The sequence below is a fragment of the Halomonas sp. MCCC 1A11062 genome (assembly GCF_021404355.1).
In the GTDB taxonomy this organism is placed as follows: Bacteria; Pseudomonadota; Gammaproteobacteria; order Pseudomonadales; family Halomonadaceae; genus Halomonas; species Halomonas aerodenitrificans.
The window spans coordinates 21,221-47,388 of record NZ_JABFTW010000030.1 but is presented as its reverse complement, the minus strand read 5'-3'; the positions used below and the strand labels follow the sequence as shown (position 1 = coordinate 47,388).

The window sequence follows — 26,168 nt, the reverse complement described above, 5'->3', positions numbered from 1 at the left end:
ACTTCCAGAAGCTGGAACTGGTCGTCAGCAACGTCAAGTTCCAGGACGGGGAGCAAGTGGTTGATCAATCAGACAGGAATGCGGCCTGATCGCCATCCACCAGATTTGACGATAACTCTCCAGTCATGCACCACCAGCGAAACCAGCGCACCAAACAGCAGGATCAGTACCAGGGGGCTGCGGAATTGGTGAGCAAACAAGCGTAATGCCTGACGGTCGGGCTCGCTGCGCAGGCTGCCTTGCCTCGCCGCTGACAGGCGCTCGCCGGCCAGCTCGGTGGACAAGCCCTGCTCGCTGCTGCCGAGCTCCGCCAGCAGTTGCCGGGCATCGCGGCTCCAGTAGGCGTCTTCTTTCGCACTGAGTGACATGGCCGCTCTCCCCATTTGTCAGCGCAACGCCCGCCGCGCAAACCATAGACCTGGCAGCATGGGTAGCCAGAGGGTCATGCCGCGCAGCAGCAGCGTGGCCGTGAGGGCAGCCTCGAGAGGAACCCCGAGTAGCGTGAGCATCGCCACACAGCCGGTCTCGAAGGTGCCGAGCCCCAGGGGAACCGGTGTCAGTGTGGCGATGATCGAGGCGATCACGAAACTCGGCAGCGCTACCCAGTACGAGACTTCCAGCCCGATGGCCTGGAGCAGGACCCACAGGGTGGCCGCGTCCAGCAGGAAGATGGCTGCCTGGAGCGCCGTGGCCCGCAGCAGCAGGGACGGACTGCGCATGAGGTGCCCCGGCGCGTGGCCCACTTCCTCGAAGAACTGCGCGAGGCGCGGCCAATACTTCAGGAGCGGGGCGAAAAGGCGGTAGCCACGACGCTGCACCACCAGAAGCCCGGCGGGAATCAGTAACGCCACCGCACAGAAGGCGCCCACCAGCACGATTACCCAAGCCTGCACTGCGTGGTAGAGCCACAGCAGCCCCAGGCTGACAAGGGCGAGCGACAGATAGGCGAAGTAGTAGGTAACGAGATCCAGCACCAGGGTCGCCATGCAGAGTTCCGGCGCGACTCCCCGGCGACGCAGGGCTGCAATGAAAAAGCCGGCACCGCTGACCCCGCCACTCGGCAGCGCCTGATCGGAAAATAGCTTGGCGATACCCAGCGGCACTAGAGCGCGCAGGCTGAGCCCCACCTTGGCGTGGCGAAGGATTTGATGCCAGACAGCTGCGGCGCTGACGTAGGTCAGCAATTGAAAGCCGAGGGCCGCGAGCAGCCAGCGTGGCTCGGCATTGCGTGCCAAGCGAGCGAAGCTTTCCAGTTCGCCGAGATGGGTAACGATGAGCACCAGCCCCAACAACAGCACCAGCCCGACATACCAGGAACGCAGGTGCCGCTTCAGGAAAGCGATAACGCGTCGCCGCGGACTGGCTCTACCGTTCGAGGGGAATGGACTGGTCATGGCACCTGTCGATCCCGTCGATAGGCCGGCGTCCGTATGAAGGAGGACGGAAACGGAGCTGCTGCGAATCCATGATGCACGACCATCCGGCCTCCCAGGAGCTGGCGATTCAAGTCTGAATCGCACAACCAAGCTCACCTGACGACTTAGATTCGTGTCCTGCACTCGACGCGGATGACGAGAAGCGCTACATCAATATGTATGTCCGCAAGGAGAAGGAGGCAAGCCAATTACGTGAACCAGAACAGGCACTGGGAGTGAGGCAGCGTCAATCATGCTACCCGACGAGGAGTTAGGTGAAGAAAAGGGGCACGCTTGTCACGAAGTGAGTCCGCAGACGACTCCCGAGGTCGAGATGCTCGACGCCTACTCGCGGGCCGTCATCGCCGTGGTGGACGCAGTGGGTCCCGCTGTGGTCAGCCTCTTCACTAGTGGTAACCCGAGCCATGGCGGTGTCGAGCAACAAGGTGCAGGCTCGGGCGTCATACTTGCTCCGGATGGCTATCTGCTGACCAACAGCCACGTGGTCGGCAAAAGCAAACAACTGAGGACGGTTTTCACCAGCGGACAAAAAACCACAGCTGCAGTGGTGGGTCGAGACCCCGATACCGATTTGGCTGTTCTGCGGGCCGAGGCCACCGCTCTGCCCTACGCCACGCTGGGAGACTCCAGCCAACTTCGTGTTGGGCAGTTGGTTATTGCCATGGGCAATCCGCTGGGTTTCGAGTCGACAGTTTCCACCGGTGTCATTAGCGCCCTCGGACGCACCTTCCGGAGCCAGAATGGACGACTTATCGAAAACGTCATCCAGCACACCGCCCCCCTGAACCCCGGAAACTCTGGTGGTCCGCTGCTGGACTCGAGGGGGCGCGTGATCGGCATCAATACAGCCATCATTGCCGCTGCCCAAGGGATCGGCTTCGCCATACCTGCTAACACGGCCAAGTGGGTGGTGTCTCACCTGATCAGGCACGGTCGGGTAAAGCGCAGTTACTTGGGTATCCACGCCCGTGACCGAAAATTGGATCGGCGCTTAGCCCGTTTGCACCGTTTGGAGCAAGAGACAGCCGCCGAAATAATGATGGTGGATCCGCAAGGCCCGGCTAGCAAGGCCGGCCTCAAAGAGGGCGACCTCGTCGTCGCCATCGATGAAAAACCCCTGTTCAGCGTCGACGATCTGCAACGGTCGTTGGCGGAGCACAAGCCAGGAATAGCTGTCAGGCTGATGTTCATCCGCAGGCTTGAGCTACTCAATGTGATGATCGAGCCGGTTGAAGCGAACTGATACGTCTCATGTAGGGCAGTTCAAGCTCTCGCATCATGAAGCCTATGTGCTTACAACGACCGTCTCACCCGGGACTGTGGCCGGTCAGGCCACGGCGGGATCCGCCGGCTGTTCATCGCTTCGCATCGTCGCGAACGATACGTCCGTCCACCAGTTCGATGACCCGGTCGCAGCGCGCCGAAATTCTCGGATCATGAGTGACGATCAGCACCGCGCAATCGTGTTCGGCATTGAAGCGACGAAACAGCTCGAACACTTCATCGGCACTGGCGGTATCGAGGTTGCCGGTGGGTTCGTCGGCCAGCAGCAGCACCGGCTGGCTGACCAGGGCCCGGGCAATCGCCACGCGCTGCTGCTGGCCGCCCGAGAGTTCGTTGGGCCGCCGGGACGCAAGGGCAGCCAGACCTACCGCGGCCAGCAATCCCCTGGCCCTGTCGATCATCGCGGCAGTCGGCCGACCTTGCCGAATCATCAGCGGCATCAGCACGTTGTCCAGCACGCTGAAGGCCTGGATCAGGTGATGAAACTGGAAGACCAGGCCGATCGTGCCACCGCGCAGGTCGGTGCGTTCCTGATCGTCCATGGCACTGGTCGGCCGCTCGAGCACGAACAGCTCTCCCGATGTTGGCGTGTCTAGCAGGCCGATGAGGTTGAGCAGCGTACTCTTGCCCGAGCCGGAGGGCCCGGTGAGGCTGGCGAAGGTACCGCGATCTAGGCGCAGGTCGATCGCATGCAGCACTTCGTTCTCCACCGGGGTGCCTACGTCATAGGCCTTGCACACGCCGGCCAGCCGCAGCACCTCGTTGCCCTGAACCTCGTGGTTCTCAATCTCATGGCCCTCCATCTCATGGCTCCTAGACATGGCGAATGGCCACCGCGGGGTCGAGTCGGGCCGCGCGGCTGGCGGGCCAGGCGGCGGCAGCAAGGCCCGCCATACTCGCCAGCGCCATGGCCGCCGGAATGAGCCACGGGTTGAAGCCGATCACGAACAGGCGGGGGCCGAACACGTCGAAGGCCAGCACCAGCAGCGAGCCGAACAGTGCCCCCAATCCCCCACCGGCCAGCCCCAGCAGTGCCCCCTGGATCAGAAACACACGCAGGATTCGCCCCCGGCCAAGACCCATTGCCCGCAGAATGCCGATCTCGCGGGTGCGCTGCACCACGCTGACCGCCAGCACGCTGGCGATGCCGAATGCCACCGAAAGGCTGACGAAGCTGCGAATCATGGTCGTGGAGAGGGTCTGGGAGCGCAGTGCATTGAGCAGCTGCGCATTCGTCTCCATCCAGCTCTCCACGCGCTGTCCGGTTAGCGCCTCGAGGCGAAGCGCTAACCGGTCGGCAGCGAACACCTCCGCTACCGTTAGTTCGAGCGCCGTCACTCCCCCGGGCAGGTCAAGGAGGCTGCGAGCCTCGTCCAGGTCGAGGTACATGAGCCGATTATCGATCTCGCGTACCCCCAGCTCGAAGACCCCCGCCACGGTCATGACCACGGTGCGCTCCCCGGCGGTGTCGAGGCGCATCCGGTCACCGCTCTGAAGACCCAGGTCATCGGCCAGCTCCCGGCCGATCAGTATCTCGCCGGGACGCAGCCGGAACACCCCTTCGACCATGTGGTCGGCAATGGGCAGGATGGCCCGCAGCCGCTCCGTGTCGGCCCCGATGATCGAGACCGAGCGGTTGGCGCTGCCGCGCACCGCCAGGGCCGGACCGCTGATCGTCGGCGATACCGCGGTCACGCCCGGCCAGCGATCGAGCACGGGCACCAGCGCCTGCCAGTTGTCGATGGAGCGCAGGCGCTGCGGTCTGCGGTCCTCCAGCACCAGGGCTATCGGCGCCGGGTCCTGCAGCGGCAGTACGCGATTGAACTCCTCGGGCGGCAGCAGGCGAATGTGAGCCTGCGTGCCCAGGGTGCGCTCAATGATATTGGCTTGGAGCCCGGAGATGAGAGCACTGATGAAGACCACCACGGCCGCCCCCACCATGATACCGACCAGCATCAAGGCGGTCTGGGCGCGTCCATCACGCAGCAGGCTCCAGGCGATGAACCCTTCGATCCACATGATCGTCACCGTATGAAGGAAAAAGGCTCCCGGGACGAGGCGGGTGCCCCCTGCTCCGGGTGTTCGGTTAGGTCAGGCCGGATGCGCTGCCCCGGACTGAGGCCAGGATCGGTCAGCACGATCTCGCCCGCCCCCAGACCTGCGGTAACCTCGGAGTGAAGCAGCCCCCTCAGCCCCAGGCTCACGCTGCGAGGTGAAACACGGCCCGCCTCGACCCCGTACACTTGGGCAGAGGCGCCCTCGACCCCGAATATGGCATCGTTGGGCACTATCAACGCCCGCTCACGGCGCGCAGTTTCCACATTGACCGAGACGGTCATGTCCTCACGCAGAAACCAGGGCTCCTCCTCCATGACCAGCCGGACGTCCACGGTGCCGCGGGCGGCGTCGACGATCGGTGCGATCAGGCTGATCGTGGCGTCGAACGGCTGGTCAGGATAGGCGTCGGTGACACAGCGGGCACGCTGCCCCACGGCGAGCTGACCGAGGTGCCGCTCGTCGAACGGCACCCGCAGTTCGCGCTGCCCGGTGCGAGCGATCTCCAGCAGTACCCGGCCGGGCTGCACCACATCCCCCGGCTCCACGTTACGAGTCAGTACCGTGCCGGTGACGGGAGAGTGGATGACGGCACGCTCCAGGCCCGCCTCGGCGGCGGCCAGCCGTGCCCGCAGCAGCGCCTCCTCCGCACCGCCCGCTGCCAGCGCTTCCACGTCGAGGCGCGAACGCTCCAGGGCGGCCCGGGCCGCGGCTTCGCGCTCTTCGGCCTGCTCTACCGCCTGACGCGAGACCATGTTGCTCTCCAACAGGCGGCGTACACGCTCATGTTCGCGCTGAGCCTGCTCGAAATGCACCCTGGCGTCGGCAAGTCCGGCCTCGGCCTGGGGCCGCCGCGCGCTCTCCAACTGGCGAAGTGCCGCACGAGTCTCCTGCACGCGCTCGGCAAGTTCCGATGAATCGAGCACCACCAGGACGTCGCCGGGTTCGACCTGCTGCCCTTCGCGTACCAGGCGCTCGGTCACCCGCCCCACGATCTCGCTGCCGATCTGCGCCCGCGACGAGGCCACCACCCGGCCGCTGGCCACCACCTGCTGGGTCAACGCGCCCTCTTTCACTGCATACGCCGTGGCAGCGACAGGCATCCGCCAGTAGACGAGCCCCACGACCATCATGGCGACCAGCGTAACGAGGAGAACGATCCTTCGGCTCATGGGCATCTCACGTTCTGCCGCCATCCATCGCACGAAGTCAGGAAGAAAGCCCCGTTCCGGACGGTTTCATGGCGGGGAATTCATCGGCGGTCAGCGCCTCGCGCTCCAGCAGCATGGTGGCGCCGGCGATCAGCTCATCCCGGCGCCGTTCCAGGATCTGAGAAGCCTGGGTATAGGCGTCTGTCACCAGGTTACGCACCGCGAGATCGATCTCGCGCCCGGTCGCTTCGGCATAGTCCTTGGGATGCGAGGTACCGTAGAAATCGTTGCCCAAGAAGGCTTGACGGTCTTCTTCATAGACTACCTGACCGACGGAATCCGCCATGCCGAAGCGGGCCACCATGCGCCGTGCGATGTCGGTGACCTTGGCCAGGTCATCGGCTGCGCCGGTGGAAATTTCGCCGAAAATGAGCTGCTCGGCGGCCCGTCCGCCCATGAGCACGACCATGCGGTTTCTGAGTTCGGTGGTGGTCTGCAGGAAGCGATCCTCGGTCGGCCGCTGGATCGTATAGCCGAGTGCTCCCACACCGCGCGGTATGATCGAAACCTTGTGGACGGGATCCATGCCGGGTAGCGTCGCCGCGACCAGGGCATGCCCCATTTCATGATGCGCCACCACCGCGCGCTCATGCGGATTCAACAAGCGGCTCTTCTTCTCGAGTCCGGCGACGATTCGCTCGATGGCATTGGTGAAGTCCGCCATGGCCACGGCGTCGGCCTCCCGCCGGGTCGCCAGCAGCGCCGCCTCATTCACCAGGTTGGCGAGATCGGCTCCGGTAAAGCCAGGGGTCAGCGCCGCCAGGTGGTCGAGATCGACATCGGCGCCCAGCTGCCAGATCTTCTTGATATGCACCTCGAGAATGGCGAGACGCCCGCTGCGCTCGGGCCGGTCGACCAGCACCTGACGGTCGAAGCGTCCGGCACGCAGCAGGGCAGGATCCAGGATCTCCGGACGGTTGGTCGCCGCCAACAGCACGATGCCTTCGGAAGGGTCAAACCCATCGAGTTCAGAGAGCAACTGGTTCAGGGTCTGTTCCTTCTCATCGTACCCCCCTGTAATACCGGGACCGCGTGCCCTGCCGAGGGCATCCAGCTCATCGATGAAGATGATGCAGGGCTTGGTGCTGGCCGCTTGTGCGAACAAATCCCGCACCCTGGCGGCCCCGACACCGACGAACATCTCCACGAACTCCGAGCCGGAGATGGAGAAGAACGGCACCCCCGCCTCGCCGGCAACGGCCCGCGCCAGCAGGGTCTTGCCGGTACCGGGCGGGCCGACCAGCAGAATGCCCTTGGGAATATGGGCGCCCAGGCGGCCGTAGGTCTTGGGATCGCGCAGGAAGGCGACGATCTCCTTGAGTTCTTCCTTGGCCTCATCGACACCGGCAACGTCGTCGAAGGTGACCTTGGTATCGGTTTCTACATAGACCTTGGCCTTGGACTTGCCAACGGACATCAGTCCGCCCAGGCCCTGCTTCTCGGCGAAGCGGCGGAAAAAGAACATCCAGATCAGATAGAAAATGCCGATGGGCAGCACCCAGGACATCAAGTTCTTGAAAAAGGTGCTTTCGACTTCCCCGTCATACTTTATGCCGTGCTGGGTCAGCATATCCGCGAGCGGCGGATCTACCCGATAGGTGATGAAAGAAGTACGACCATCGGGCTGCGGTTGAGTGAACTGGCCCACGATGCGCTCAGGTCCCACCACGACGTCAGTGATCTTGCCTTCATCCAGCAGCTGTACGAATTCCGAATACGGTATTGGATCTACATGGCGCCAGTTCTCGAACCAGCTGAGAAAAGCCAGCCAAAGGAGGACCGCGGCGATTACATACCCGAGATTGATCCGCTGTTTCTTGTCCATCTCATGTTACCGCCCAAGCGCTCAATGAGATTCACCTGATCATAGCCCACGCAGCCAGAATAGGACGGGGGTAGGTAGAGAGTCTTGATCCCAGGCAAGTTTGATGAATATCAATGGCCGAAGCGACGAAGCCTGCAATACTGGTGCTTGAGTTCATCGGACCACCGCGACGGCGATTGCCCGCGGCCACCCCGCCTCGATCATGGAGGCCATGTCATGTCACCCGATTCACCCAACCCGTCCGACCCAGATGTCACTCCCCGGGACGCCCCCTGTGAACGACTACCCGCTACTGCGGAGCGCCCCAACCCAGGGTTCTACTCCACCCATGCCATGGACCGGGCCTTCAAGGCCAACCTGGCCAGACTGACCGCCGGCATCACCCCGGCCGGCCTGGCCAGCGTCTATTTCGAATGGCTGGTCCACCTGATGCTCTCCCCGGGCAAACAACTGGAGCTGGGCGAGAAGTACACCCGCAAGCTCACGCGGTTCGGACAATACCTCAATCGCGTAGCGGCGGGGTCCGGTGCCGCTGCCTGTATCGAGCCGCTGGAGCAGGACCAGCGCTTCAGCGGCGAGGAGTGGCAGCGTTGGCCGTTCAACTTGATCTATCAATCTTTTCTGCTGACTCAGCAGTGGTGGCACAACGCCACCAGCGAGATCGACGGCCTTTCCCCGGAGAGCGAGCGGGTAGTGAACTTCATCACACGCCAGGTACTCGACCGGTACTCGCCATCCAACTCTCCGTGGTTGAACCCTGAAGTGGTTGCTACCACTATGGCGACCGGCGGACAGAATCTGGTAGTGGGTTGGCAGCACTTCATCGAGGACTGGGAGCGGGCCGTGTCCGGCAAACCACCGGTCGGTGCCGAGGCGTTCCGCGTAGGCAAGAACCTGGCGGTCACCCCGGGCAAGGTGGTCTACCGGAACCAACTGATCGAGTTGATCCAGTACGCACCAACCACGAAGCAGGTTTACGCGGAACCGGTGCTGATCGTGCCCGCCTGGATAATGAAGTATTACATTCTCGACCTCACGCCCGCCCAGTCATTGGTCAAATACTTGGTGGATCAAGGCCATACCGTCTTCATGATCTCCTGGCGCAACCCGAGCTCGGAGGATCACGACCTGGGAATGGAGGATTATCGTCGGCTGGGGCCGATGGCGGCGCTGGATGCGGTCTGTGGCATCACTGGCAGCCACAGGGTGCACGGGGTGGGTTACTGTCTGGGTGGAACGCTGCTCTCCATCGCGGCGGCCGCCATGGCGCGGGATGGCGACGAGAGGCTGGCTTCCCTGACCACCCTGGCCACTCAGGTGGACTTCACTGAAGCTGGCGAATTGATGCTGTTCATCGGCGAAAGCCAGGTCTCGTACCTGGAAAACATGATGTGGGATCAGGGCTATCTCGACGGCTACCAGATGGCCGGCGCTTTCCAGATCCTGCGCTCCAACGATCTGATCTGGTCGCGCATCGTGCATGACTACCTCCTGGGCGGACGCCAGCCCATGAATGCTCTCATGGCCTGGAATGCGGACCTGACTCGCATGCCCTACCGCATGCATTCCGAGTATCTGCGCCAGCTGTTCCTGAACAACGATCTGGCCAATGGGCACTATCGGGTGGATGGCCGACCGGTCGTGATTCAGGACATTCGGGCGCCACTGTTTGTCGTCAGTACCACCACCGATCACGTGGCTCCCTGGAAGTCCGTCTACAAGATCCATCTGCTGGCGGATTCCGATGAAGTAACCTTCGTGCTGACCAACGGTGGCCACAACGCCGGGATCATCAGCGAGCCGGGGCATTCTGGTCGCAGCTTCCGGATCGATACGCCACAGCGTGGCAAGTTTTACCTTGATCCGGAGACCTGGGTACAGTTAACACCGGAACAGGACGGCTCCTGGTGGCTATCCTGGCACCAGTGGCTGGCCAAGCACTCGACCAAACAGGTAGCTCCCCCGGCGATGGGCAACAAGCAGCACCCGGCCATCGCTGACGCTCCGGGAGAGTATGTGCTGGCCTCGTGAGCGTCGGCCTCTACCCCGCCCTGTAGCGGTGATGGTTGTGCCCTTCAATTTGCAAAGCGCTTACGCTGCACTGTCATGACCGACTAGAAGCCGTCAGCCAGCGATCTCTTCCTTGAGCGGGCGTATCACCCGGCAAGGGTTGCCGGCGGCGAATACGTCCTCGGGGATGTCCTTGGTCAACACGCTGCCGGCACCGATGACCGTACGGGAGCCGATGGTAACGCCGGGGCACAGAATCGCGCCGCCGCCGATCCACACGTCGTCGCCGATAGTGATTGGCTTGGCGGCTTCCAGACCGCTGCGGCGCTCTTCGGCATCGAGCGGGTGGGTAGCGGTATAGACCTGCACGCCCGGGCCGAACATGGTGTGATTGCCGATGGTGACTTGCGCCACGTCGAGGATCACGCAGTTGAAGTTGAAGAAGACCTTCTCGCCCAGGGTGATGTTGCCGCCGTAGTCACAGTAGAAAGGCGGCTCGATGAAGCAGCCCTTGCCCATGGCGCCGAACAGCTCGCTCAACAGCCGCTTGCGCTCCTTTCCCTGTGCGTCGCTGGTATCGTTGAAGGCCTTGGTCAACAGGCGGGCACGGTGGCGCTCACGAAGCAGCTGCGGGTCGCGGGGGTCGTAGAGCTCACCGGCCAGCATCTTTGCCTTTTCCACTCTCATCTCCTTGGTGCAGCATTTCTCGTATGTCCTGCTCATCCACCGTCCGGCCGAGCATGGTCTTGTACTGGATGAGATCCTCTTTCTGCATCACGGGTAGCTCGAGCCCCAGCAGCGTCATGGTTCGATGGCGGCTGAAGTCGATAGCGAGTTCGGTCCAGACTTGCCGACCGACATCGTAAATCGACACTCCCGAGGCGTTGCCGACCTCTACCTTGACGCCTTCATAGAGAAACTGAACGTACTCCAGATTCCAGCCCTCTTCCTTGTAGCGCTTCGCGGGCTTGGAGATATAGGCCTGCCCGGCTGCTACCACCTGAGCAAAGCTCTCTGCCGGGACGAAGAGATCGATGTCATGGAGCGGGCGGCTGGCACCATATCCCTTGGCAGCCAGACCGCCGCAGATGAGACAAGGGATATTTCTACTGCGCAGCAGCGAGACGATCCATTGCGCCGCGAGTTGCTCCCTTTGCGCTGTAGTGTGGTGGTTTTCTCGAGTCACTTCGCCCTCTCCATGCGCCAGATGCTCCTTGAGTCTCTACTCGCCCTACCTTGAATCAGTCCTGACCTTGATGAACGGTTCTGCCCAGCGCGGCTGGCAATCGCTCCAGTAAGCGCCAACTTACTCATGACCTCGCGCTATGCCAGCAGTCGCCACGCCAGCGGCAGGAAAAGTGCGCTGAATACGCCGACCAGACTCATGCCAAGGGAGGCGAACGCGCCGGCCTTGGGGCCGAGTTCGAAGGCACGCACGATGCCGATGGCGTGGCCGTTCACCCCCAGCGCGAAGCCGAGAATGCGCTGGTCGGTGATGTTGAGCAGACGCGCCAGCAGCGAGACGAAGATGGTGGTGAGCACGCCGGTGATGAGCAGGCCGCCCAACATCAGCGAGAGCGAGCCGCCGATCTGCTCCTGTATGCCCATGGCCAGCGGTGCGGTAACCGATTTGGGCGCCAGCGAGGCCAACACCGCGGGGGGAGCGCCCAGCAGCCAGGCAATGAGTACGGCATAGAAGGCCGCCAGCACGGCGGCGAGCGGCAAGCTGCAGAGAATCGGCTTCCACAGGGCGAAGATATGCTGACGCTGCTGATAGAGCGGTACCGCCAAGGCCACGGTGGCTGGGCCCAGTAGCAGAGTGAGCCAGGCGACGTTGCGCTGGTAGTCGGCGAAGTCGTAGCGTAGCAGCCACAGGCCGGCTGCCGTGAATACGGCTCCGATCAGCACCGCCGGACACCAGCTCGGCCGGCCCATGCGCTCGAACAGGGTCACGCCGCCGAGGTAGGCGGCCAGGGTCAGCGCTACGGCGAGGGTGGGTGTGTCGAGCAGTGAGTCGTACAGCGCGTTCAAGACAGGCGCTCCCGCTCGTTGCCGCTATCGGCTTCCTTGGGCATGAATCGCAGCATCAGCCACAGCGTGGTGAGCACGCTGAGGAAGGTGCCCACCCCCAGCGCGACCATTACCGCCGTCCAGTGGCCGGCGAACTCATCGATGACGAAGAACACCCCCACCACTCCAGGCATGATCAGCATGGCGAGCAGAGGAATCAGCGCCTGGCTCGCGGTGGCCACGCTCTCGTTCAAACGCCGCTTGACCAGCAGCCATGTCAGCAGCAACAAAAGCCCCGCCATGGCATGGGAAACCGGCAGTGAAAGCAGCTCGACGAAGGCATGGCCGAGCAGTTGGAAACCAAGTAGCCAGAGGAAACCGCGCAACAGCTTCATGCCATCTCCGACGCAGCCGAACAAAGTAGGTAAGCATCACTGGCTATCGGTTGAGACAGACAGCGACACCATGGGACAACCTACGAAATGTTAACACGCTATCATTCTGCGTGAGCGAGCAGCGCTGTATTACCTTACCCTTCTCTGCTCGCCTCGCGCTCCGCCACTGCCCGCGACGCAAACATCCAGGAAGGCAGCTCTGCGCGGCTCAGCCATGGCAATCTTGCCAACACGGCAATGATCACTAGTGCGAAAGCGAGCCGCGCCCATAGCAGACCGGAGAGGTCCGCTCCCATCAGCATGATCAGCAGCGTGTCTTCGATCAGGCTGTGGCACAGGCCAAGAAAACAGAGCGTGAGCACGATGTCCCGCGGGGTCAGGCGCCCCGAGCGCGCCTCACGCAGCAGCAGGCCCGCACCGAAGGTGAGCCCAAGGGTAATGCCGATGACGGTGATGTTGGCTGCCGCCGGACCGATGCCCAGCAACCGCAGCAGCGGATAGAGCAGCTTGTGGATCAGCCGCTCCACGCCCAGCCAACCTAGCAGCCTGAGCAGGCTCATCAGCGCGAAGATCACAACGAAGATGGTCGCCAGTGTCACGACCTGACCTTGCAGCCAGGCCGTCAGCGTCGCGTCTTGAACCGAGGGTTCCCACACCACTTGGTTGGCATGCTGCAGCCAGCCACCCCACGAATAGCTCAGATGCAGCAGCCAGCCCAACAGCCAGGCACCGCCTCCGCGCAGCACGATGGTCAACCACCAGGGTACCCCAGCCAAACGGGCCACCGCCCCCTCTATCGGCAGTGAGTGCCCCACGGCCATCAAGGTGCCCAGTATCGTGACCTGCGCCACGGTCAGCGGCGTATCCCGCGTAACCTCGAAGAAGATCACCAGGCCGGTGTAGATGTTGGTCAGCAGCGTAGCGGCCCACACCACGCTGAGCGGTTCCGGTAGCCCCAGAGGTGACATCAGCGGAGACAGCCACTGGCTGAGCAGTTCGGTCATGCCCAGCATCTCGAGCGCTTTCACGATTAGCAGCGCCGGCACCATCACCTTGAGCAGTGTCCAGTACACCTTGGCGGCTTCACGCAGGAGACTACCCACCGTACCGAAAAGAGGGGTAAGGCTTCGCCTTTCACTCATCCGTTGGCCCGACCCAGACGAAGGGGTTGTGGGCAACCTCCCACAGATACCCATCCGGATCGGCGAAATAGCCCGAGTAGCCGCCCCAGAACACCTTCTGGCCGGGCTTGACCAGCTTGGCGCCGGCAGCGACCGCCTGTTCCAGCAGCTCGTCGACCTCCGCCTCCGAAGCCAGGTTGTGCGCCAGCGCGATGCCGGAAAAGCCGCTGCCCTCGGGTGAAATGCCGGCATCCTCGGCCAATGCCTCGCGGCCATAGAGCCCCAGCCAGGTGCCGTTGAGGGTGAAGAAGGCCACCTCGGGCGGCGATTCCATACGCGGCAGGCCCAACCCTTCTTCGTAGAAACGAATCGATGCCGCGAGATCGCGTACGCCGAGCGTGATCATGCTGATTCGTGGCTTCATGTGGCCTCCCGTACAGCGCGAGATCTGCTATTTGCTAAGTATGGCCGGAAGCTCAGCCTCGGCACGGGAGGCCGAGCACTTATGCTGCCACTGGCTACGACGCATGCGGTAGAGACGCACCGGCTGATGGTTGAAGCTCAGCGTATCGAAACGGCTGAATCCTACCTTTTCGGCCACCCGCAGTGACGCCGCATGATCCGGCTCCACCAGCACGATGATCGAATCGAAGCGCCGCTCTTCGAAGGCGTGATCGAGAGCGGCGACGGCCGCCTCGGTAGCAAGGCCCTGACCCCAGTAGGGCCTGGCGAGACGGTAGCCCAGGTTCCACTCGGTAGTGCCCTTCACCTGTTCGGGCGAGACACCGCAGAAGCCGACGAACTCGTCGCTTTCGCCGCTCACCATGGCCAGCGGACCGGTGCGGTGCTGGATATAGCAGTCGAAGCACCAATCCAGGAACAGGCGGGTCGCTGCTTCGTCGCAAACGCCGTGTAGCGAATGACGCATGACTTCCGGGTCGGCAAGCATATCGGCAAGCGCGGGCACATCGGCGGTGGCCAGCGGCCGCAGCCGTAAACGCGGCGTTTCCAATTCGAACATGGTCCCCCTCCCTGGCAGCGCTCGTTTATCGGTGTCGGCTGGATGGCCCTGGTGTCACGGGTACGGCAATATCGAAGTGCAGCACCTCCTCCCGCGTGCCGAGCTTCGAATAGAGCTCGATGGCAGGAGTATCGCCATGATCCGCCTGTACGAAGACCACGTAGGCACCGCGCTGAGCGGCGATGCTTTGCAAATGCTCGATCAAGGCGGTAGCGATACCCTGCCGGCGATGCGCTTTTCCAACGGCCAGATCATAAATATAGATCTCACTGCGCGCCTGCTCGAACTTGTGCAGTACATAAGCAGCCAGACCGCCCACTACCTCATCCCCCTGGCGAGCCACCAGGGCAATGAAGGTGTCGCTGCCCAGCAATCGCTCCATGTAGGCCTGCCCCGGGCGCGCGGCGCCATAGGCTTCCACCTCGTTGAAGGCCTCGCCGAAAACCGTGAGCAGCTCGTGCATCAACGCCGTGTCGCCGGGATTTAGCTGGGTCAGGATGAAGGCATCGGGGGGCATGGGCTGAGCGCTCTCTTATCGAACCATTCTTTGGCTTAGCGAGCCATCCTCTGCGCCTGCTGCCTCAGCGCTTCGAACTCCTCTGCGCTGACGGCATTGCGCTCGGCATCGAGAATATGACCGCCAATGTCGGCAATGGCCTGAGTGATCTGAATCAGTGTGTCGGGATTACGTGCCACGCTGCGCTTGCTGATGAAGTGGATCAGGATGGAGACACCGGCCACGGTGGGCTGGTCATCGCCATCGTGAATGGGCGGCAACGTGCCCGGCGGCGACGAGTTGGCGATGGTCAGCTTGTAACCGGCGAGAGGGTCGCGGATGGTGTAAACGCCGAGCTTGGCGTCGTAGTGCGCGTTGTACTCCTTGAGCAGGCGGGCAAGACGCCGATTGGTGTCCAGGCCCGGCCAGTCGAGGATCACGAACAGGCACTGCTTGATTTCCTTGCTCGACACGACCTGAAAACGGCGCATCGGCTCAGGCTCGGTTGGCTGAGCGGACGGCACTGGCTCAGTGGACTGAGTAGGCGGCACTGGCTGAGTGTCGACTACCCGGGTCTGAACCCGCGGAGCGAGCTCGGCATCTTCGCGTTGACGTCGGCTCTTGATGAACGCCACGAAACACAGCAGCGCCAGCAACAGCGCGACACCCGCCACGATCAAAACGCTTACGACCGGATCCATCCTGCATACCTCGACCTTCACTGGCCCACGATATTACCCCTGCCACCTGCTCGCACCTGATGGGCAAACGTGTAGCCATTGTTATTTTACGTAATGCTACGCTCTTTTGCCACGCCGTGCATGCCGACTTCTCAACGTTGGAGGCCGGCCAAGGCGAGCTCACGACTTTACCATAGGAAACGCATTACGCTGCGTTGAAGCATTTCGATGGCAGCGCGGAGCGAGAGACTCCATGCTAAGGGTAACTCGAGCAGAAGAGGAGCCCTGCCATTCACGTGACGCTGGTCGCCAGTAGCGAACTGTCACGCCATGGAATGATGTGAAGGCCAGTGTTGTTGGTGCCGTCAACTCAGGAGTGCTACCCCGATGGTACGACTCGACAAGAAAGCCAAGCGGTTGTACGTGCTGGATACCAACGTTCTTCTGCACGACCCCGCTGCCTTGTACCAGTTCGAGGAACACGAGGTGGTCATCCCCATGACCGTGCTCGAGGAACTCGACAAGCTCAAGAACGGCCTGCGTGAGATTGCCCGCACCGCCCGCCAGGTCAGCCGCACCCTCTCCGACCTGACCAATCAGGTCACCTTCGACGAAATCCAGCGGGGCATCCCGATACCCCGCGCCGGCGGTACCACCCTCGGCAAGCTCCGCTTTCTCTGCTACCCAGAGCTGAAGCCGCTGGAGCACCTGGAGGAGAGCCCCGACAACGTGCTGCTGGCCGAGACCTGCCGGCTGCGTGACGAGCGCCCCGATGCTTCGGTGATCCTCGTTTCCAAGGACATCAACCTGCGAGTCAAGGCCGCCGCCCTGCACGTGCCGGTAGAAGATTACCTGACCGACCGCGCCTTCAGCGACAGCGACGTGATGCTCGAAGGGGTGCGTATCTATCCCGACGCCGAAGGCAGCAGCGGCCCCTGGGATCAGATGGAGGTCGAAGTCGAGGTGGAACGAGTCGACCACCATACCTTCTATCGCCTCGAGGGTCGGATACCCAGCGACTGGCACCTGGGCATGCTGGTTTCCGACAGCGAGAACGGCGCCAGCTTCGAAGCCATCGTGCGCGAACTGGGCCCCAACCAGGCGCGGCTGCAGTTGCTGACCAACTATCGCCACAAGGATGGCGTGTGGGGCGTACATGCCCACGACAGCCGGCAGAACTTCGCCCTCAACCTGCTGATGGACGACGACATCGATCTGGTCACCATTGCCGGCAGCGCCGGCACCGGCAAGACCTTCATGACCCTGGCCGCGGCGTTCCAGCAGACCCTGGACGCCAAGCGCTTCGAGCGCATCGTCTTCACCCGTGCGCCGATCTCGATGAGCGAAGACATCGGCTTCCTGCCAGGCACCGAAGAGGAGAAGATGTCGCCGTGGATGGGCGCCTTTCACGACAACATGGACAACCTGCTGCGCGACGAGCATGACGGCAGCACCAGTTGGAGCCAGGATGCCACCCGCAGCTTGATCGGCTCACGGGTGCAGATCCGCGCCCCTGGCTTCATGCGCGGACGCACCCTCAACGACACCTTTCTGATCATCGACGAGGCGCAGAACTTCACCCCGAAGCAGCTCAAGACTCTGCTCACCCGCGCTGGACGCAACACCAAGATCGTCTGTCTGGGCAACGTCGGTCAGATCGATACACCCTACCTCACTGCCAACACCTGCGGCATGGCGGCTGTGGTGCAGCGCTTCAGCAACTGGCCCCATGCCGGCCACGTGACGCTGCGCAGCGTTGAGCGCTCGCGCCTGGCACTGGCCGGTGAGGAGCTGTTGTAGACTCGAGCGATACAGTAGGAGCGCAGCATCGGGCCTGGCATCGCCGGGCCCGATGCCTTTGGTTGGCTCGGCCACAGCGATTAACCCAGCCACAGCCCAATCAACAGAACTACGGCCACCCCTACCATGAGCGGTACGGCCAGGCGGCGGAAGCTGCGCTCGAAACGCGGCAGTTCGCTGATCGTCGCGGTGGCTCGCGTTTCCCACTTTTGCAGGCGACCGCGCAGCCGCGAGCCGCGACTTTCTCCGGCTTCAGCCAGATCGTTGAGCAGGCTCAGCAGCCGGCTTGCCAGCTGCGCATACCACCACCAGAGATCCCCCGGCAGGAGCCGCTGGGCACGACGCCACCTGCGTTTGCTGCGCAAGGTAGCCAACAGCATCAGCGCTGCCACCACCAGCCCCAGCGAAACAGGCCACAACAGGCCCGGCCATTCCGCCAACGGCGGCCAGTTGGGGTGCCGGCCGGCGAGAGGCAGCCACAGCGGCACGCTCGAGGCAGCCACGATGCTGGCCAGCCAGGCCAGCGGCATGGGCGCGTGCAACGGGATACGGTAGCGGCCCCGCTCCTGCCACTGCCGCCACAGGGCGCGCGACATCAGCAGCGTGGTGCCGACGGCGGCCACGCTGAGCCAGGTGACCAGCGCTCCATGGCCGGCGTCATAAAGCAGCTCTTTGAAGGTCCATTTCGTCGCCAGCCCCGAGGTCACGGCCCCCGCCAGCGACAGCGCCGGCAACATGAGCAGCAGCCAGACCAGCCAGCCAGGCAGCCGGGGCGGATGCTCGCTGATGCCAACCCCGAGGAACAGGGCACCCTTGGTCAGGCCGTGATGGGCGGCGAACAGGGTGATGGCGACCAGCAGCCCGGGCCACAGCGGCGGTGAGACCATACCGACCCCGACCAGCGTCGTGATCATGCCCATCTGGCTGACACTGGAATAAGCCAAGACCGCCTTGGGATGGCGCTGTATCACGCCGTAAAGCGCCGCGCCCAGAGCCCCTGTCAGACCCAGCACGATCACCAACCTGCCCAACGGCTCGAGTCCGGTCGCTCCCAGCGGCAGCGTGCTCAGCCAGCCGACCAAGCCAGCCTTGATCATCACCCCGCTGAGCACTGCACTGGCCGGCGTCGGTGCCACCGGATGTGCCAGGGGCAGCCATACGTGCAGCCCGATCACCCCGGCCTTGACACCAAACCCCAGCCACAGCAGCGTCGCCATCCAGGCGCCCTGCTCAGCCGTGGCGATACCTGCGCGCAGCTCGGTCAGGGTGAGCACCTGGGCGGTACCGGCCGACCACAGCAGCCCGCCGAGTATCAGCCCCTCGCCGAGCACAGCCATGATCAGGTAGGCACGTCCACCCAGGTGGGCGTCGCGGTTGCCGGCGTGCACCACCAGGCCGTAGGCGGCAAAGGTCATGAGCGCGAAGCCCAGATAGAAACTGGGGATGTCCTCGGCGACGATCAGCAGCAGGTTGCCGGCCAGGGTCAACGGCCATAACAGGGCGAACCCCAGCAGGCGACGAAAGGCATCGCCATCGCCCGATTCAGCAGCCTGCTGCTCGACAACCAGGTATCCCCGGGCGTAAAGGCCGGCCAGGCCCCACAGCAAGGCACTGAACAACAGCCAGGGACGGCGGCCATCGTCGAGCTGCCAATTTCCGCCCAGCAACCACCCTTCCATCAGCAGCTGCGCTTCACCCGGCCATAGTGCCAGCAGCAGGGCTGGCATCGGAGCGGAGATCCACCAGTAATCGAGCAGTGCCGGGCGCGGGCCGGGGCGCCCCAAAGCCCCATTTTCCACGACAAGGAGCAGCACGTTGCGCAGCGCCAGCCCCAGCGGCCAGAGCAGCGTCACGGCCAGCAGCAGGCTCGGCATCATGGCGTGTACTCCTCGGCGGTCACGAAGGTGGCCAGATCCAGAGGACTGAACGGCAGCCCGGCGAACAGCCCCGCCATGATGCTGAACAGGGCCGTGGCAACCGCCGGCCACAGCAGCCAGCCGCTGGTCTCGAAGCGTCCGAGATGGCGCTCCTCAGGCCACTCGCCGACACCGTGGGCCGGCCCCGGGCGGAACCACAGGCGATAGAGAATGGGCAGGAAGTACGCCGCGTTGAGCAGGCTACTGGCCACCAGGACGATAATCACCCAAGGCATGTTCGCCTGCACCGCCCCCATACCCAGATACCACTTGCTGATGAAGCCGGCCACCGGCGGCAGTCCGATCATGCCAAGCGCTCCCACGGTGAAGGCGATACTGGTCAGCGGCATGCGCCGCCCGGCACCGTTGAGCTGATCGATCCGGTGGATGCCGAGCTCCTCGGCATAGTTGCCGGCACAGTAGAACAGCGTGACCTTCATCAGCCCCTGGTGCATCAGGTGCACGAGCCCGGCGATGGTACCGAAGGGTCCGAACAGGCTGATACCGAGCACGATGTAAGAGACCTGACTGACCGTGGAGAAAGCCAGCCGCGGTTTGAGTTCCTGCTGCGCCAGGGCGCGCATCGAACCGTACAGGATGGTGACGGTGGCGATGACCGCCAGCAGGGTGAGCAGGCCCAACTGATAGGTCAGGCCGATGCCGTAGACATCGTACACCAGCCGTACGATACCGAAGGCCCCCGCCTTCACCACCGCCACCGCGTGCAGCAACGCACTCACCGGCGCCGGCGCCACCATGGCCCGGGGCAGCCAGCCGTGCAGGGGCACCAGCGCCGCCTTCACCCCCAGGCCCAGCAGCAGGATCAGGAACAGCACGGTGAGCATCAGGTGGGCGTCCGGCCCCAGCTCGGCCAGCCGCTCGCGTTCACCGAAGGCAACGTCACCCACCAGGGCATGCAGGGCCACCACGCCGAGCAGCAGCAGCAGCCCGCCGGTCAGGGTGTAGCGCAGGTAGACCGTGCCAGCGGCCAGCGCCTTGGGGTGGCCGCGGTGCACCACCAGCGGATAGGTCGACAGCGTGAGCAGCTCGTAGAACAGCAGGAAGGTGAACAGGTTGCCGGCCAGGGCGATACCGATGGTGCTGGCCACGCACAGGCTGAAGAAGCCGAAGAAGCGCTTGCGGTTGGGCGAGTCCTCGAGATAACCGATGGCGTAGATGGTGGTCGCCAGCCACAGCAGCGACGACAGGCCGGCGAACATGAGGCCCAGCGCATCGACCTGGAACAGGAAGGTGACCCCCTGCACTACGGTGAAGCTGAAGCGGTACTCCGCGCCTTGGTAGCCCCCCAGCACCATCAGTGCCACCAGCCCCAGCTTGAGCAGCGCCGCCGTCAGGTTGAGCACGGTGCGCAGGCGCCAGGCCCGCTCGGGCAGCGCGAAGATCAACGGCACCATCAACAGCGATGTGGCCAACGTGGCCAGCGGCAGCCAGGCCTGGCTCATGGCGCACCTCCTGCAACCCGCAGCAGCGACAGCGGCCATTCCGCCACCAGCCCCAGCAGCAGCGAGGCCAGCGCCAGCATCAGGGCCAGGATCTCCATGCTCCAGGGTACGCGGCGGAACTCGCCAAGTTCGCCGCCTTCGACGAACGAATAGCGCAGGATGCGAAACACGTAGGCCGCGCCCAGCAGAGTGCCCATCGCCAGGGCGGTCAGCCACAGCCAGTATCCCCCCTCCAGCGCCGCCTGCAGCAGCAGCCACTTGGCGGTGAAGCCGCCGCTGGGCGGCAGCCCGATCAGGCTGATCGAAGCGATGCCGAAGCTGAGCAGCGACAGCGGCATGCCTCGACTGACGCCGGCCAGCCCCCGCACGCTGGACTGCCGCGTGGAGAAGACCAGATTACCGGTGGCGAAGAACATGCCCGCCTTGGCCAGACTATGCGCCGCCAGCTGCAGCCAGGTGCCCTCCCAGGCGGCGGCCGATACCGACGGCGAGGTGCCGACCATCAGCGCCAGCCCCAGCATGAGATAGCCGAGCTGCGACACCGTGGACCAGGCCACCACATCCTTCAGCTTGGCCGCCCGCCACGCCAGCAGCCCGCCCCAGACGACGGCGGCGCTACCCATGGCACCGAGCAGCCAGCCGGCCACGCTGGCGCCCGGCACCAGCACCAGGATCAGCTGCAGGGCGATGAAGAAGGAGCCCTTCACCACCAACGCGGCATGCAGCGCACTGACCGGCGTCCAGGCCGCGCCGTGCACCGGCGCCAGCCAGGCATGCAGGGGAAAGATCGCCGCCTTGAGCAGCAGCCCGGCGCTGAGCAGCGCCACCGCGACCCACAGCAGCGGGCCGGGCTCGGCCGCCAATGCCAGCCCGGCCAGGTCCAGGCGCTGCCAGGCGCCCAGCAGCAGCGCCACCCCGAGCAGGAACGCCAGCGAGCCGACCAGCGCCAGCAGCAGGTAGCGCATCCCGGCGGCCAGGGCTTCCACCCGCCCGGGCAGCAGCATCAGTCCGACCGCCGCCAGCCCCATCAGCTCCAGGCCGATATAGAGCGTAAGCAGGTCTCCCGCCAGCCAGATCAGCGACAGGCTGCTGGCCAGCGCGCCCTGCAGCGGCCACAGCCATGCCTGGCCGACGCGGGCGCCGATCTCCACGCTCAGGTAGGCCGGCGCGTAGGCGGCACTGGTCAGCGTCAGCAGCTGGGTCAGCAGCAGCAGCAGCAGGGTCAGGGCGTTGGCCCGCCAGTGCAGCTCCAGCGGGCCCAGCGCAATTAGCCAGGCCTGGGCGCCCTCGTCGAGCACCTGGCGCGAAAGCAGCGCCAGCGCCACCAGCGGCAGCAGGCAGACCAGGATCACCGGCCAGCTGCGCACCGGGCGGGTCAGCGCGCCCAGCACGCCCATCAGCAGCGGCAGGCCGAGCACCAGCAGCACCCAGTGCAGCTCCGTGGAAGTGGCGTGGGGAAGCACATGCAGGCCCAGGCGTTCGATCATTCGGCGCCCCGCCCTGGCGGATGGAAGGCCGCGGCGCTGAACGCCTCGAGTCCGTTGATTCGGCGAATCAGCAATGACCCAAGGGCAGTACCCAGCAGCGCAATCACCAGCCCGGTGATGACCAGGCCATGGCCCGCCGCCGGGGTGGTGTCACGCACCAGGGACATCAGCATCAGGAAAATGCCGGTGCCGATCACATTGAAGGCCAGCAGCCGGCGCAGCAGGTGGCGGTGCAGCGCGAAGGCCCACAGGCCCAGGCCGACCAGCCCCAGCCCGCCGAGGCGCAGCGGCTCGGTGCCGCTCTCGTTGGGGTGCGCCGCCAGCGCCATGCCCAGCATGGCCATCACCAGCAGGGCAGGCATCAGCCGCAGCAGGCCGCGCCGCCAGGTCAGCGGCACCGGGTCGCGCCAGCGCGTGAGACGCCCCCTTGGCGTGATCTCGCCGCGCCGCATCCCCAGTGAATGGAACAGGAACAGGCTGGTCAGCGCGGCGCCCAGCAGCAGCTCCAGCAGCGCCAGCCAGATGAAACCGGAGAGCCACCAGGTCAGCGCCACGCTCAGCGCAAAGAACACAAACCAGGCGCATGCCCTGACCATATGCCGGTCCAGCAGCGTCAAGGCTGCCAATACCGTCATGGCCAGGGCCGATAGCACCTCCAGAAATAGCGGCATGCACCGTGCCTCAGTGATGGCGGCGGTTCACGACCTCTTCGATCAACGCCTCGGACTCATCCTTGGGCACTTTTTCGAGCATGTCGACGGCTTCGTGGTAGTCGCACAGATAGCGCTTGCAGGACGCGCAGTGGACCTGATCGGTGGGGTTGCGTACCTGGTTGACGCGGTAGAGGTGGCTGCCGCATGAGGGACAGGCCACCGGCAGGCGGATATCCTCGGAAGTATCAGGCATCATCACAGTCTCCTTGTGTTGAATGTCCAGCATCGAGCGAACGGATTGGACGTTCTCGTCCAATACCTTGGGACTCATTCTGCCCGACTCAACCGTGGAAGGCCAATTTCGGGCAGGCGTCCCCTACTAGCCTGTCAGAGTCCGAGCTTTTGCGCCACGTAGTCGGCATCCTTGTCGCCGCGGCCGGAAAGGTTGATCAGGATATGGTGGTCCTGCGGCAGGCTGGGCGCCACCCGCATGGCCCAGGCCACGGCATGGGCGCTCTCCAGCGCCGGGATGATGCCTTCTACCCGCGACAGGGCCAGGAAGGCGTCGAGGCACTCGGCGTCGGTGGCGGTCTCGTAGTCGACGCGGCCCTGCTCCTTGAGGTAGCTGTGCTGCGGCCCCACGCCCGGGTAGTCGAGCCCCGAGGCAATGGAGTACACCGGCAGCGGGTTGCCCTGGCCGTCTTCCAGCACATAGCACGCCATGCCGTGGATCTCGCCGGGCTTGCCGAGCGTGAGGGTGGCGGAGTGGCGCGGCGTGTCGAGCCCTTCGCCCGCGGGCTCCACGCCTACCAGGCGGACTGCATCGTCATCGAGGAAGGCGGTGAACATGCCGATGGCGTTGGAGCCGCCGCCGACGCAGGCGGTGACGTGGTCGGGCAGCCGGCCGTGGCGCGCCAGGAACTGCTCGCGCGCCTCGCGGCCGATGATCGACTGGAAGTCGCGCACCATCTTGGGGAAAGGGTGCGGCCCCACCACCGAACCGATGGCATAGATGAAGTTCTGCGGGTCCTTCAGGTACTCCTCGAAGGCGCTGTCCACCGCGTCCTTGAGCGTGGCCGTGCCGCGCGTGACCGGCACCAGCTTGCAGCCGAGGATCTTCATCTTGGTGACGTTGGGGTGCTCCTTCTCGATATCCACCTGGCCCATGTGGATCTCGCAGGGAATGCCCACCAGGGCGCAGGCGGTGGCCAGCGCCACGCCGTGCTGGCCGGCGCCGGTCTCGGCGATCACCTTGGTCTTGCCCATGAACTTGGCCAGCAGCGCCTCGCCCAGGCAGTGGTTGATCTTGTGCGCGCCGGTGTGGTTGAGGTCCTCGCGCTTGAGATGCAGCTGGGCACCGCCAAGCTTCTGGGAAAGGCGCCGCGCGTGGAAGATCGGGCTGGGACGGCCGACGTAGTCGGCGAACAGCTCGGCCAGCTCCTGCTGGAAGTCGTCGCGTACGCGAATCTCTTCGTAGGCGGCGTGGATCTCGTCCATCACCGTCTTGAGCTCGGGCGGGATGAACTGCCCACCAAAGCGGCCGAAGAAACCTTGAGCGTCGGGAAGGTTGGCGTACGGGGAAGTGCTCATCGAGGGGTCCTGGGGGTAGCGGAAACGGATGCTGCCATCTTGCCCAGCAGGCACGGCCATGTCGATACAGCCAAGGGCGCAAACGCCGTTCAGGCCGCCGCAATGAGCCCCAGGTTGAGCAGCGTCAAGCTTGCCAGCAGCACGGCCACGTTGCGCCCCATCAGCGGCAGCAGCGGCGCCACTTCGCCCCGCTCCACCTCGGGCGGCAGCCGCAACAGGCCGTGCACCAGCCAGGCCAGCGGCGGCAGCGCCAGCCACATCAGCCAGGCCCCTGCGGGCAGGGCGTCGGCCAGCCAGGCCAGCGGCACCACGGCAAAGGCCGCGACCATCAGCAGCGCCACCAGCCGCGCCGCCCGCCTTGGCCCCAGGCGAATCGCCAGGTGGTCGCGCCCTACCCGGCGATCGGCCTCGATGTCGGGCAGCTGGTTGAGCAGCAGCAGCGCGCTGACCATGGCCGTGGGCACCAGCGCGACCGCCACCGCCGTGCCGCTCAGCGTGCCGGTCAGCGCCTGGTACCCTCCCGCCACCATCAGCAGGCCGAAGCCCACCCCGGGCGCCAGCAGGCAGAGCCAGGGGCGGCGGGTCAGCCAGCCGGTATAGGCCACCACCAGCGCCACCCCGGCCAGGCCGTAGAGCAGCAGGGCGGGCCCCGTGCGCCACAGGAACCAGGCGCCGATGCCGACGACGCCGGCCAGGCAGGCCTGCGCGGCGGCCAGCACCGCCCGGGCGGCCTCGGGCCGCGCCAGCAGCGCTCCGCTGCCGCCTGAGAACGGCGTGCGCTCGGTGAGCTCATCCAGCCCTGAGAAGAAGTCATAATGCTCGTTGAACAGGTTGACTGCAGCGTGAGCCAGCAGTGCCCCAAGCAGCACCAACAGGGCATCCCACCCAGCCACCGCGTGGCCGTCGGCCCAGGCCGCGGTGATCGCCAGGCCCGCGCACAGCGGCGCCAGCACCAAGAAGTTCGGCCGACTGCTGCGCAGGCAGGCCCGCGCGGCAGAAGGTGGCGCCGCCATGTCGTTCACGGGTTTCAGCTCAGGCGGGCGTTGAGCCAGGCGGCGATATCGCCGACCTGCTGCGGACAGACCGCATGAGCCATGGGATAGCTGCGGTAGTTGACCGGATACTCCAGCGACTGCAGGCGCTGCTGGGCGGCCTTGCCCAGCGCTTCGGGCACCACCGGGTCGAAGGATCCGTGGTGAATCTCGATGGGCAGCCCGCGGTTGGCTTCGTTCAGCTCGATGGTCTCGGCGGTAGCGAAGTAGGTGGACATGGCCAGCAGCCCACCAAGCGGGGACGGGAAGGAGAGCGCTGCCTGGTAGGCCACCGCCCCTCCCTGGGAGAAGCCGGCGAGAATGATGCGCCGGCTGTCGATACCGTGGTCGATCTGCTCCTGCACCAGCGCCTGGATGCGCTCGGCCGAGGCCACCAGTTGCCGGGTATCGACACGGCGGTCGAGGCTCATCTCGTAGATGTCGTACCACGCCGGCATCACCATGCCACCGTTGATGGTCACCGGCAGCCGCGGTGCATGGGGCAGGATGAAACGCACATCGAGCCCCTCTTTCAGCGTCAGCGCCGGCACCAGGGGCTCGAAATCGTGGCCGTCGGCGCCCAGGCCATGAAGAATGAAGACGCAGGCGTCGGCCGGACGGCCGCTTCTGGGCTCGATGATCAGTTCGCCGGGATGGCTCATGGCGGGTTCCTTCGTCGTGGCT

The 26,168-nt window shown here is 64.6% G+C and carries 26 protein-coding genes; 3 read left to right on the top strand and 23 right to left on the bottom strand.

Annotated features, from left to right (window positions below; translation table 11 throughout):
• Nucleotides 1–68: 68 nt before the first annotated feature.
• Nucleotides 69–368 (bottom strand): cation-transporting P-type ATPase, encoded by a 300-nt coding sequence (locus HOP58_RS20800; protein ID WP_234261480.1) that lies wholly within the window; start codon nucleotides 366–368, stop codon nucleotides 69–71.
• A gap of 18 nt (nucleotides 369–386) precedes the next feature.
• Nucleotides 387–1,394, bottom strand: a complete 1,008-nt coding sequence (locus tag HOP58_RS20795) for a lysylphosphatidylglycerol synthase transmembrane domain-containing protein (RefSeq protein WP_234261478.1) — start codon at nucleotides 1,392–1,394, stop codon at nucleotides 387–389.
• 274 nt (nucleotides 1,395–1,668) lie between these two features.
• Here HOP58_RS20795 and HOP58_RS20790 point away from each other — a divergent pair, with 274 nt between their 5' ends.
• On the top strand, nucleotides 1,669–2,679 hold the full coding sequence (locus HOP58_RS20790; RefSeq protein WP_234261475.1) for a trypsin-like peptidase domain-containing protein: 1,011 nt from the start codon (nucleotides 1,669–1,671) through the stop codon (nucleotides 2,677–2,679).
• A gap of 112 nt (nucleotides 2,680–2,791) precedes the next feature.
• On the opposite strand, the gene HOP58_RS20785 is transcribed toward HOP58_RS20790, so the two are convergent.
• The 4 genes from HOP58_RS20785 to ftsH are packed head-to-tail and all read right to left on the bottom strand — an operon-like array spanning nucleotide 2,792 to nucleotide 7,811.
• Nucleotides 2,792–3,523 (bottom strand): ABC transporter ATP-binding protein, encoded by a 732-nt coding sequence (locus HOP58_RS20785; protein ID WP_234261474.1) that lies wholly within the window; start codon nucleotides 3,521–3,523, stop codon nucleotides 2,792–2,794.
• Between the two features lie 10 nt (nucleotides 3,524–3,533).
• Nucleotides 3,534–4,739 carry an ABC transporter permease gene (locus tag HOP58_RS20780; RefSeq protein WP_234261472.1) on the bottom strand — a complete coding sequence of 402 codons (1,206 nt, stop codon included), beginning with the start codon at nucleotides 4,737–4,739 and terminating at the stop codon, nucleotides 3,534–3,536.
• Between the two features lie 5 nt (nucleotides 4,740–4,744).
• Nucleotides 4,745–5,947 carry an efflux RND transporter periplasmic adaptor subunit gene (locus tag HOP58_RS20775; RefSeq protein ID WP_234261470.1) on the bottom strand — a complete coding sequence of 401 codons (1,203 nt, stop codon included), beginning with the start codon at nucleotides 5,945–5,947 and terminating at the stop codon, nucleotides 4,745–4,747.
• A 37-nt stretch (nucleotides 5,948–5,984) separates the two neighbouring features.
• The gene (gene ftsH / locus HOP58_RS20770) at nucleotides 5,985–7,811 is read right to left on the bottom strand and encodes an ATP-dependent zinc metalloprotease FtsH (protein WP_234261467.1); all 1,827 of its coding nucleotides are present in this window, start codon (nucleotides 7,809–7,811) and stop codon (nucleotides 5,985–5,987) included.
• Between the two features lie 333 nt (nucleotides 7,812–8,144).
• Here ftsH and HOP58_RS20765 point away from each other — a divergent pair, with 333 nt between their 5' ends.
• A complete protein-coding gene (locus HOP58_RS20765; protein ID WP_346657490.1) occupies nucleotides 8,145–9,842 on the top strand; it encodes an alpha/beta fold hydrolase in 1,698 nt (565 codons plus the stop codon).
• Nucleotides 9,843–9,935: 93 nt separating this feature from the next.
• On the opposite strand, the gene HOP58_RS20760 is transcribed toward HOP58_RS20765, so the two are convergent.
• The 9 genes from HOP58_RS20760 to HOP58_RS20720 form a co-directional block, all read right to left on the bottom strand.
• Nucleotides 9,936–10,502: a sugar O-acetyltransferase gene (locus tag HOP58_RS20760; protein ID WP_346657489.1), complete on the bottom strand. Its 567-nt coding sequence runs from the start codon at nucleotides 10,500–10,502 to the stop codon at nucleotides 9,936–9,938.
• Nucleotides 10,474–11,007 carry a nucleotidyltransferase family protein gene (locus tag HOP58_RS20755; RefSeq protein WP_234261463.1) on the bottom strand — a complete coding sequence of 178 codons (534 nt, stop codon included), beginning with the start codon at nucleotides 11,005–11,007 and terminating at the stop codon, nucleotides 10,474–10,476. The genes HOP58_RS20760 and HOP58_RS20755 overlap by 29 nt, the downstream gene beginning before the upstream one ends.
• A 137-nt stretch (nucleotides 11,008–11,144) precedes the next feature.
• Nucleotides 11,145–11,852: an LrgB family protein gene (locus HOP58_RS20750; RefSeq protein ID WP_010629485.1), complete on the bottom strand. Its 708-nt coding sequence runs from the start codon at nucleotides 11,850–11,852 to the stop codon at nucleotides 11,145–11,147.
• Entirely contained in the window at nucleotides 11,849–12,226 is a 378-nt protein-coding gene (locus HOP58_RS20745) for a CidA/LrgA family protein (RefSeq protein ID WP_010629486.1), read from the bottom strand. The genes HOP58_RS20750 and HOP58_RS20745 overlap by 4 nt, the downstream gene beginning before the upstream one ends.
• A gap of 134 nt (nucleotides 12,227–12,360) precedes the next feature.
• On the bottom strand, nucleotides 12,361–13,368 hold the full coding sequence (locus tag HOP58_RS20740) for a nucleoside recognition domain-containing protein (protein WP_051004675.1): 1,008 nt from the start codon (nucleotides 13,366–13,368) through the stop codon (nucleotides 12,361–12,363).
• Nucleotides 13,361–13,771 (bottom strand): VOC family protein, encoded by a 411-nt coding sequence (locus HOP58_RS20735; protein ID WP_010629488.1) that lies wholly within the window; start codon nucleotides 13,769–13,771, stop codon nucleotides 13,361–13,363. The genes HOP58_RS20740 and HOP58_RS20735 overlap by 8 nt, the downstream gene beginning before the upstream one ends.
• Nucleotides 13,772–13,798: 27 nt before the next feature.
• Nucleotides 13,799–14,368, bottom strand: a complete 570-nt coding sequence (locus HOP58_RS20730) for a GNAT family N-acetyltransferase (protein WP_010629489.1) — start codon at nucleotides 14,366–14,368, stop codon at nucleotides 13,799–13,801.
• Nucleotides 14,369–14,393: 25 nt separating this feature from the next.
• Nucleotides 14,394–14,885 (bottom strand): AAC(3)-I family aminoglycoside N-acetyltransferase, encoded by a 492-nt coding sequence (locus HOP58_RS20725; RefSeq protein ID WP_191223356.1) that lies wholly within the window; start codon nucleotides 14,883–14,885, stop codon nucleotides 14,394–14,396.
• A 35-nt stretch (nucleotides 14,886–14,920) separates the two neighbouring features.
• Nucleotides 14,921–15,565: a cell division protein ZipA C-terminal FtsZ-binding domain-containing protein gene (locus HOP58_RS20720; RefSeq protein ID WP_191223355.1), complete on the bottom strand. Its 645-nt coding sequence runs from the start codon at nucleotides 15,563–15,565 to the stop codon at nucleotides 14,921–14,923.
• A gap of 366 nt (nucleotides 15,566–15,931) precedes the next feature.
• On the opposite strand from HOP58_RS20720, the gene HOP58_RS20715 reads away from it, so the two are divergent.
• Nucleotides 15,932–17,344: a PhoH family protein gene (locus tag HOP58_RS20715; RefSeq protein ID WP_010629492.1), complete on the top strand. Its 1,413-nt coding sequence runs from the start codon at nucleotides 15,932–15,934 to the stop codon at nucleotides 17,342–17,344.
• 80 nt (nucleotides 17,345–17,424) lie between these two features.
• On the opposite strand, the gene HOP58_RS20710 is transcribed toward HOP58_RS20715, so the two are convergent.
• The 8 genes from HOP58_RS20710 to HOP58_RS20675 all read right to left on the bottom strand — a co-directional run bounded on the left by HOP58_RS20710 (nucleotide 17,425) and on the right by HOP58_RS20675 (nucleotide 26,146).
• Nucleotides 17,425–19,221 (bottom strand): proton-conducting transporter membrane subunit, encoded by a 1,797-nt coding sequence (locus tag HOP58_RS20710; protein WP_234261461.1) that lies wholly within the window; start codon nucleotides 19,219–19,221, stop codon nucleotides 17,425–17,427.
• On the bottom strand, nucleotides 19,218–20,723 hold the full coding sequence (locus tag HOP58_RS20705) for a proton-conducting transporter membrane subunit (RefSeq protein WP_191223354.1): 1,506 nt from the start codon (nucleotides 20,721–20,723) through the stop codon (nucleotides 19,218–19,220). Before HOP58_RS20705 ends, HOP58_RS20710 begins: the two co-directional genes overlap by 4 nt.
• The gene (locus tag HOP58_RS20700; RefSeq protein WP_191223353.1) at nucleotides 20,720–22,210 is read right to left on the bottom strand and encodes a proton-conducting transporter membrane subunit; all 1,491 of its coding nucleotides are present in this window, start codon (nucleotides 22,208–22,210) and stop codon (nucleotides 20,720–20,722) included. The genes HOP58_RS20705 and HOP58_RS20700 overlap by 4 nt, the downstream gene beginning before the upstream one ends.
• Nucleotides 22,207–22,881: an NADH-quinone oxidoreductase subunit K gene (locus HOP58_RS20695; protein ID WP_234261459.1), complete on the bottom strand. Its 675-nt coding sequence runs from the start codon at nucleotides 22,879–22,881 to the stop codon at nucleotides 22,207–22,209. Before HOP58_RS20695 ends, HOP58_RS20700 begins: the two co-directional genes overlap by 4 nt.
• A 10-nt stretch (nucleotides 22,882–22,891) precedes the next feature.
• Nucleotides 22,892–23,116 carry a hypothetical protein gene (locus tag HOP58_RS20690; protein WP_234261457.1) on the bottom strand — a complete coding sequence of 75 codons (225 nt, stop codon included), beginning with the start codon at nucleotides 23,114–23,116 and terminating at the stop codon, nucleotides 22,892–22,894.
• A 134-nt stretch (nucleotides 23,117–23,250) separates the two neighbouring features.
• Nucleotides 23,251–24,453 (bottom strand): tryptophan synthase subunit beta, encoded by a 1,203-nt coding sequence (gene trpB / locus HOP58_RS20685; RefSeq protein ID WP_191223351.1) that lies wholly within the window; start codon nucleotides 24,451–24,453, stop codon nucleotides 23,251–23,253.
• Between the two features lie 89 nt (nucleotides 24,454–24,542).
• Nucleotides 24,543–25,466 (bottom strand): prenyltransferase, encoded by a 924-nt coding sequence (locus tag HOP58_RS20680; RefSeq protein WP_191223397.1) that lies wholly within the window; start codon nucleotides 25,464–25,466, stop codon nucleotides 24,543–24,545.
• 14 nt (nucleotides 25,467–25,480) lie between these two features.
• A complete protein-coding gene (locus tag HOP58_RS20675; RefSeq protein WP_010629499.1) occupies nucleotides 25,481–26,146 on the bottom strand; it encodes an alpha/beta fold hydrolase in 666 nt (221 codons plus the stop codon).
• Nucleotides 26,147–26,168 lie beyond the last annotated feature (22 nt).

Bases quoted from the DNA above. Each gene is read 5' to 3' on its own strand.
- HOP58_RS20800 (WP_234261480.1), bottom strand. From the start codon at position 368: ATGTCACTCAGTGCGAAAGAAGACGCCTACTGGAGCCGCGATGCCCGG.
- HOP58_RS20795 (WP_234261478.1), bottom strand. From the start codon at position 1,394: ATGACCAGTCCATTCCCCTCGAACGGTAGAGCCAGTCCGCGGCGACGC.
- HOP58_RS20790 (WP_234261475.1), top strand. From the start codon at position 1,669: ATGCTACCCGACGAGGAGTTAGGTGAAGAAAAGGGGCACGCTTGTCAC.
- HOP58_RS20785 (WP_234261474.1), bottom strand. From the start codon at position 3,523: ATGGAGGGCCATGAGATTGAGAACCACGAGGTTCAGGGCAACGAGGTG.
- HOP58_RS20780 (WP_234261472.1), bottom strand. From the start codon at position 4,739: ATGTGGATCGAAGGGTTCATCGCCTGGAGCCTGCTGCGTGATGGACGC.
- HOP58_RS20775 (WP_234261470.1), bottom strand. From the start codon at position 5,947: ATGAGCCGAAGGATCGTTCTCCTCGTTACGCTGGTCGCCATGATGGTC.
- ftsH (WP_234261467.1), bottom strand. From the start codon at position 7,811: ATGGACAAGAAACAGCGGATCAATCTCGGGTATGTAATCGCCGCGGTC.
- HOP58_RS20765 (WP_346657490.1), top strand. From the start codon at position 8,145: ATGGACCGGGCCTTCAAGGCCAACCTGGCCAGACTGACCGCCGGCATC.
- HOP58_RS20745 (WP_010629486.1), bottom strand. From the start codon at position 12,226: ATGAAGCTGTTGCGCGGTTTCCTCTGGCTACTTGGTTTCCAACTGCTC.
- HOP58_RS20740 (WP_051004675.1), bottom strand. From the start codon at position 13,368: ATGAGTGAAAGGCGAAGCCTTACCCCTCTTTTCGGTACGGTGGGTAGT.
- HOP58_RS20735 (WP_010629488.1), bottom strand. From the start codon at position 13,771: ATGAAGCCACGAATCAGCATGATCACGCTCGGCGTACGCGATCTCGCG.
- HOP58_RS20730 (WP_010629489.1), bottom strand. From the start codon at position 14,368: ATGTTCGAATTGGAAACGCCGCGTTTACGGCTGCGGCCGCTGGCCACC.
- HOP58_RS20725 (WP_191223356.1), bottom strand. From the start codon at position 14,885: ATGCCCCCCGATGCCTTCATCCTGACCCAGCTAAATCCCGGCGACACG.
- HOP58_RS20720 (WP_191223355.1), bottom strand. From the start codon at position 15,565: ATGGATCCGGTCGTAAGCGTTTTGATCGTGGCGGGTGTCGCGCTGTTG.
- HOP58_RS20715 (WP_010629492.1), top strand. From the start codon at position 15,932: ATGGTACGACTCGACAAGAAAGCCAAGCGGTTGTACGTGCTGGATACC.
- HOP58_RS20710 (WP_234261461.1), bottom strand. From the start codon at position 19,221: ATGATGCCGAGCCTGCTGCTGGCCGTGACGCTGCTCTGGCCGCTGGGG.
- HOP58_RS20705 (WP_191223354.1), bottom strand. From the start codon at position 20,723: ATGAGCCAGGCCTGGCTGCCGCTGGCCACGTTGGCCACATCGCTGTTG.
- HOP58_RS20700 (WP_191223353.1), bottom strand. From the start codon at position 22,210: ATGATCGAACGCCTGGGCCTGCATGTGCTTCCCCACGCCACTTCCACG.
- HOP58_RS20695 (WP_234261459.1), bottom strand. From the start codon at position 22,881: ATGCCGCTATTTCTGGAGGTGCTATCGGCCCTGGCCATGACGGTATTG.
- HOP58_RS20690 (WP_234261457.1), bottom strand. From the start codon at position 23,116: ATGCCTGATACTTCCGAGGATATCCGCCTGCCGGTGGCCTGTCCCTCA.
- trpB (WP_191223351.1), bottom strand. From the start codon at position 24,453: ATGAGCACTTCCCCGTACGCCAACCTTCCCGACGCTCAAGGTTTCTTC.
- HOP58_RS20680 (WP_191223397.1), bottom strand. From the start codon at position 25,466: ATGGCGGCGCCACCTTCTGCCGCGCGGGCCTGCCTGCGCAGCAGTCGG.
- HOP58_RS20675 (WP_010629499.1), bottom strand. From the start codon at position 26,146: ATGAGCCATCCCGGCGAACTGATCATCGAGCCCAGAAGCGGCCGTCCG.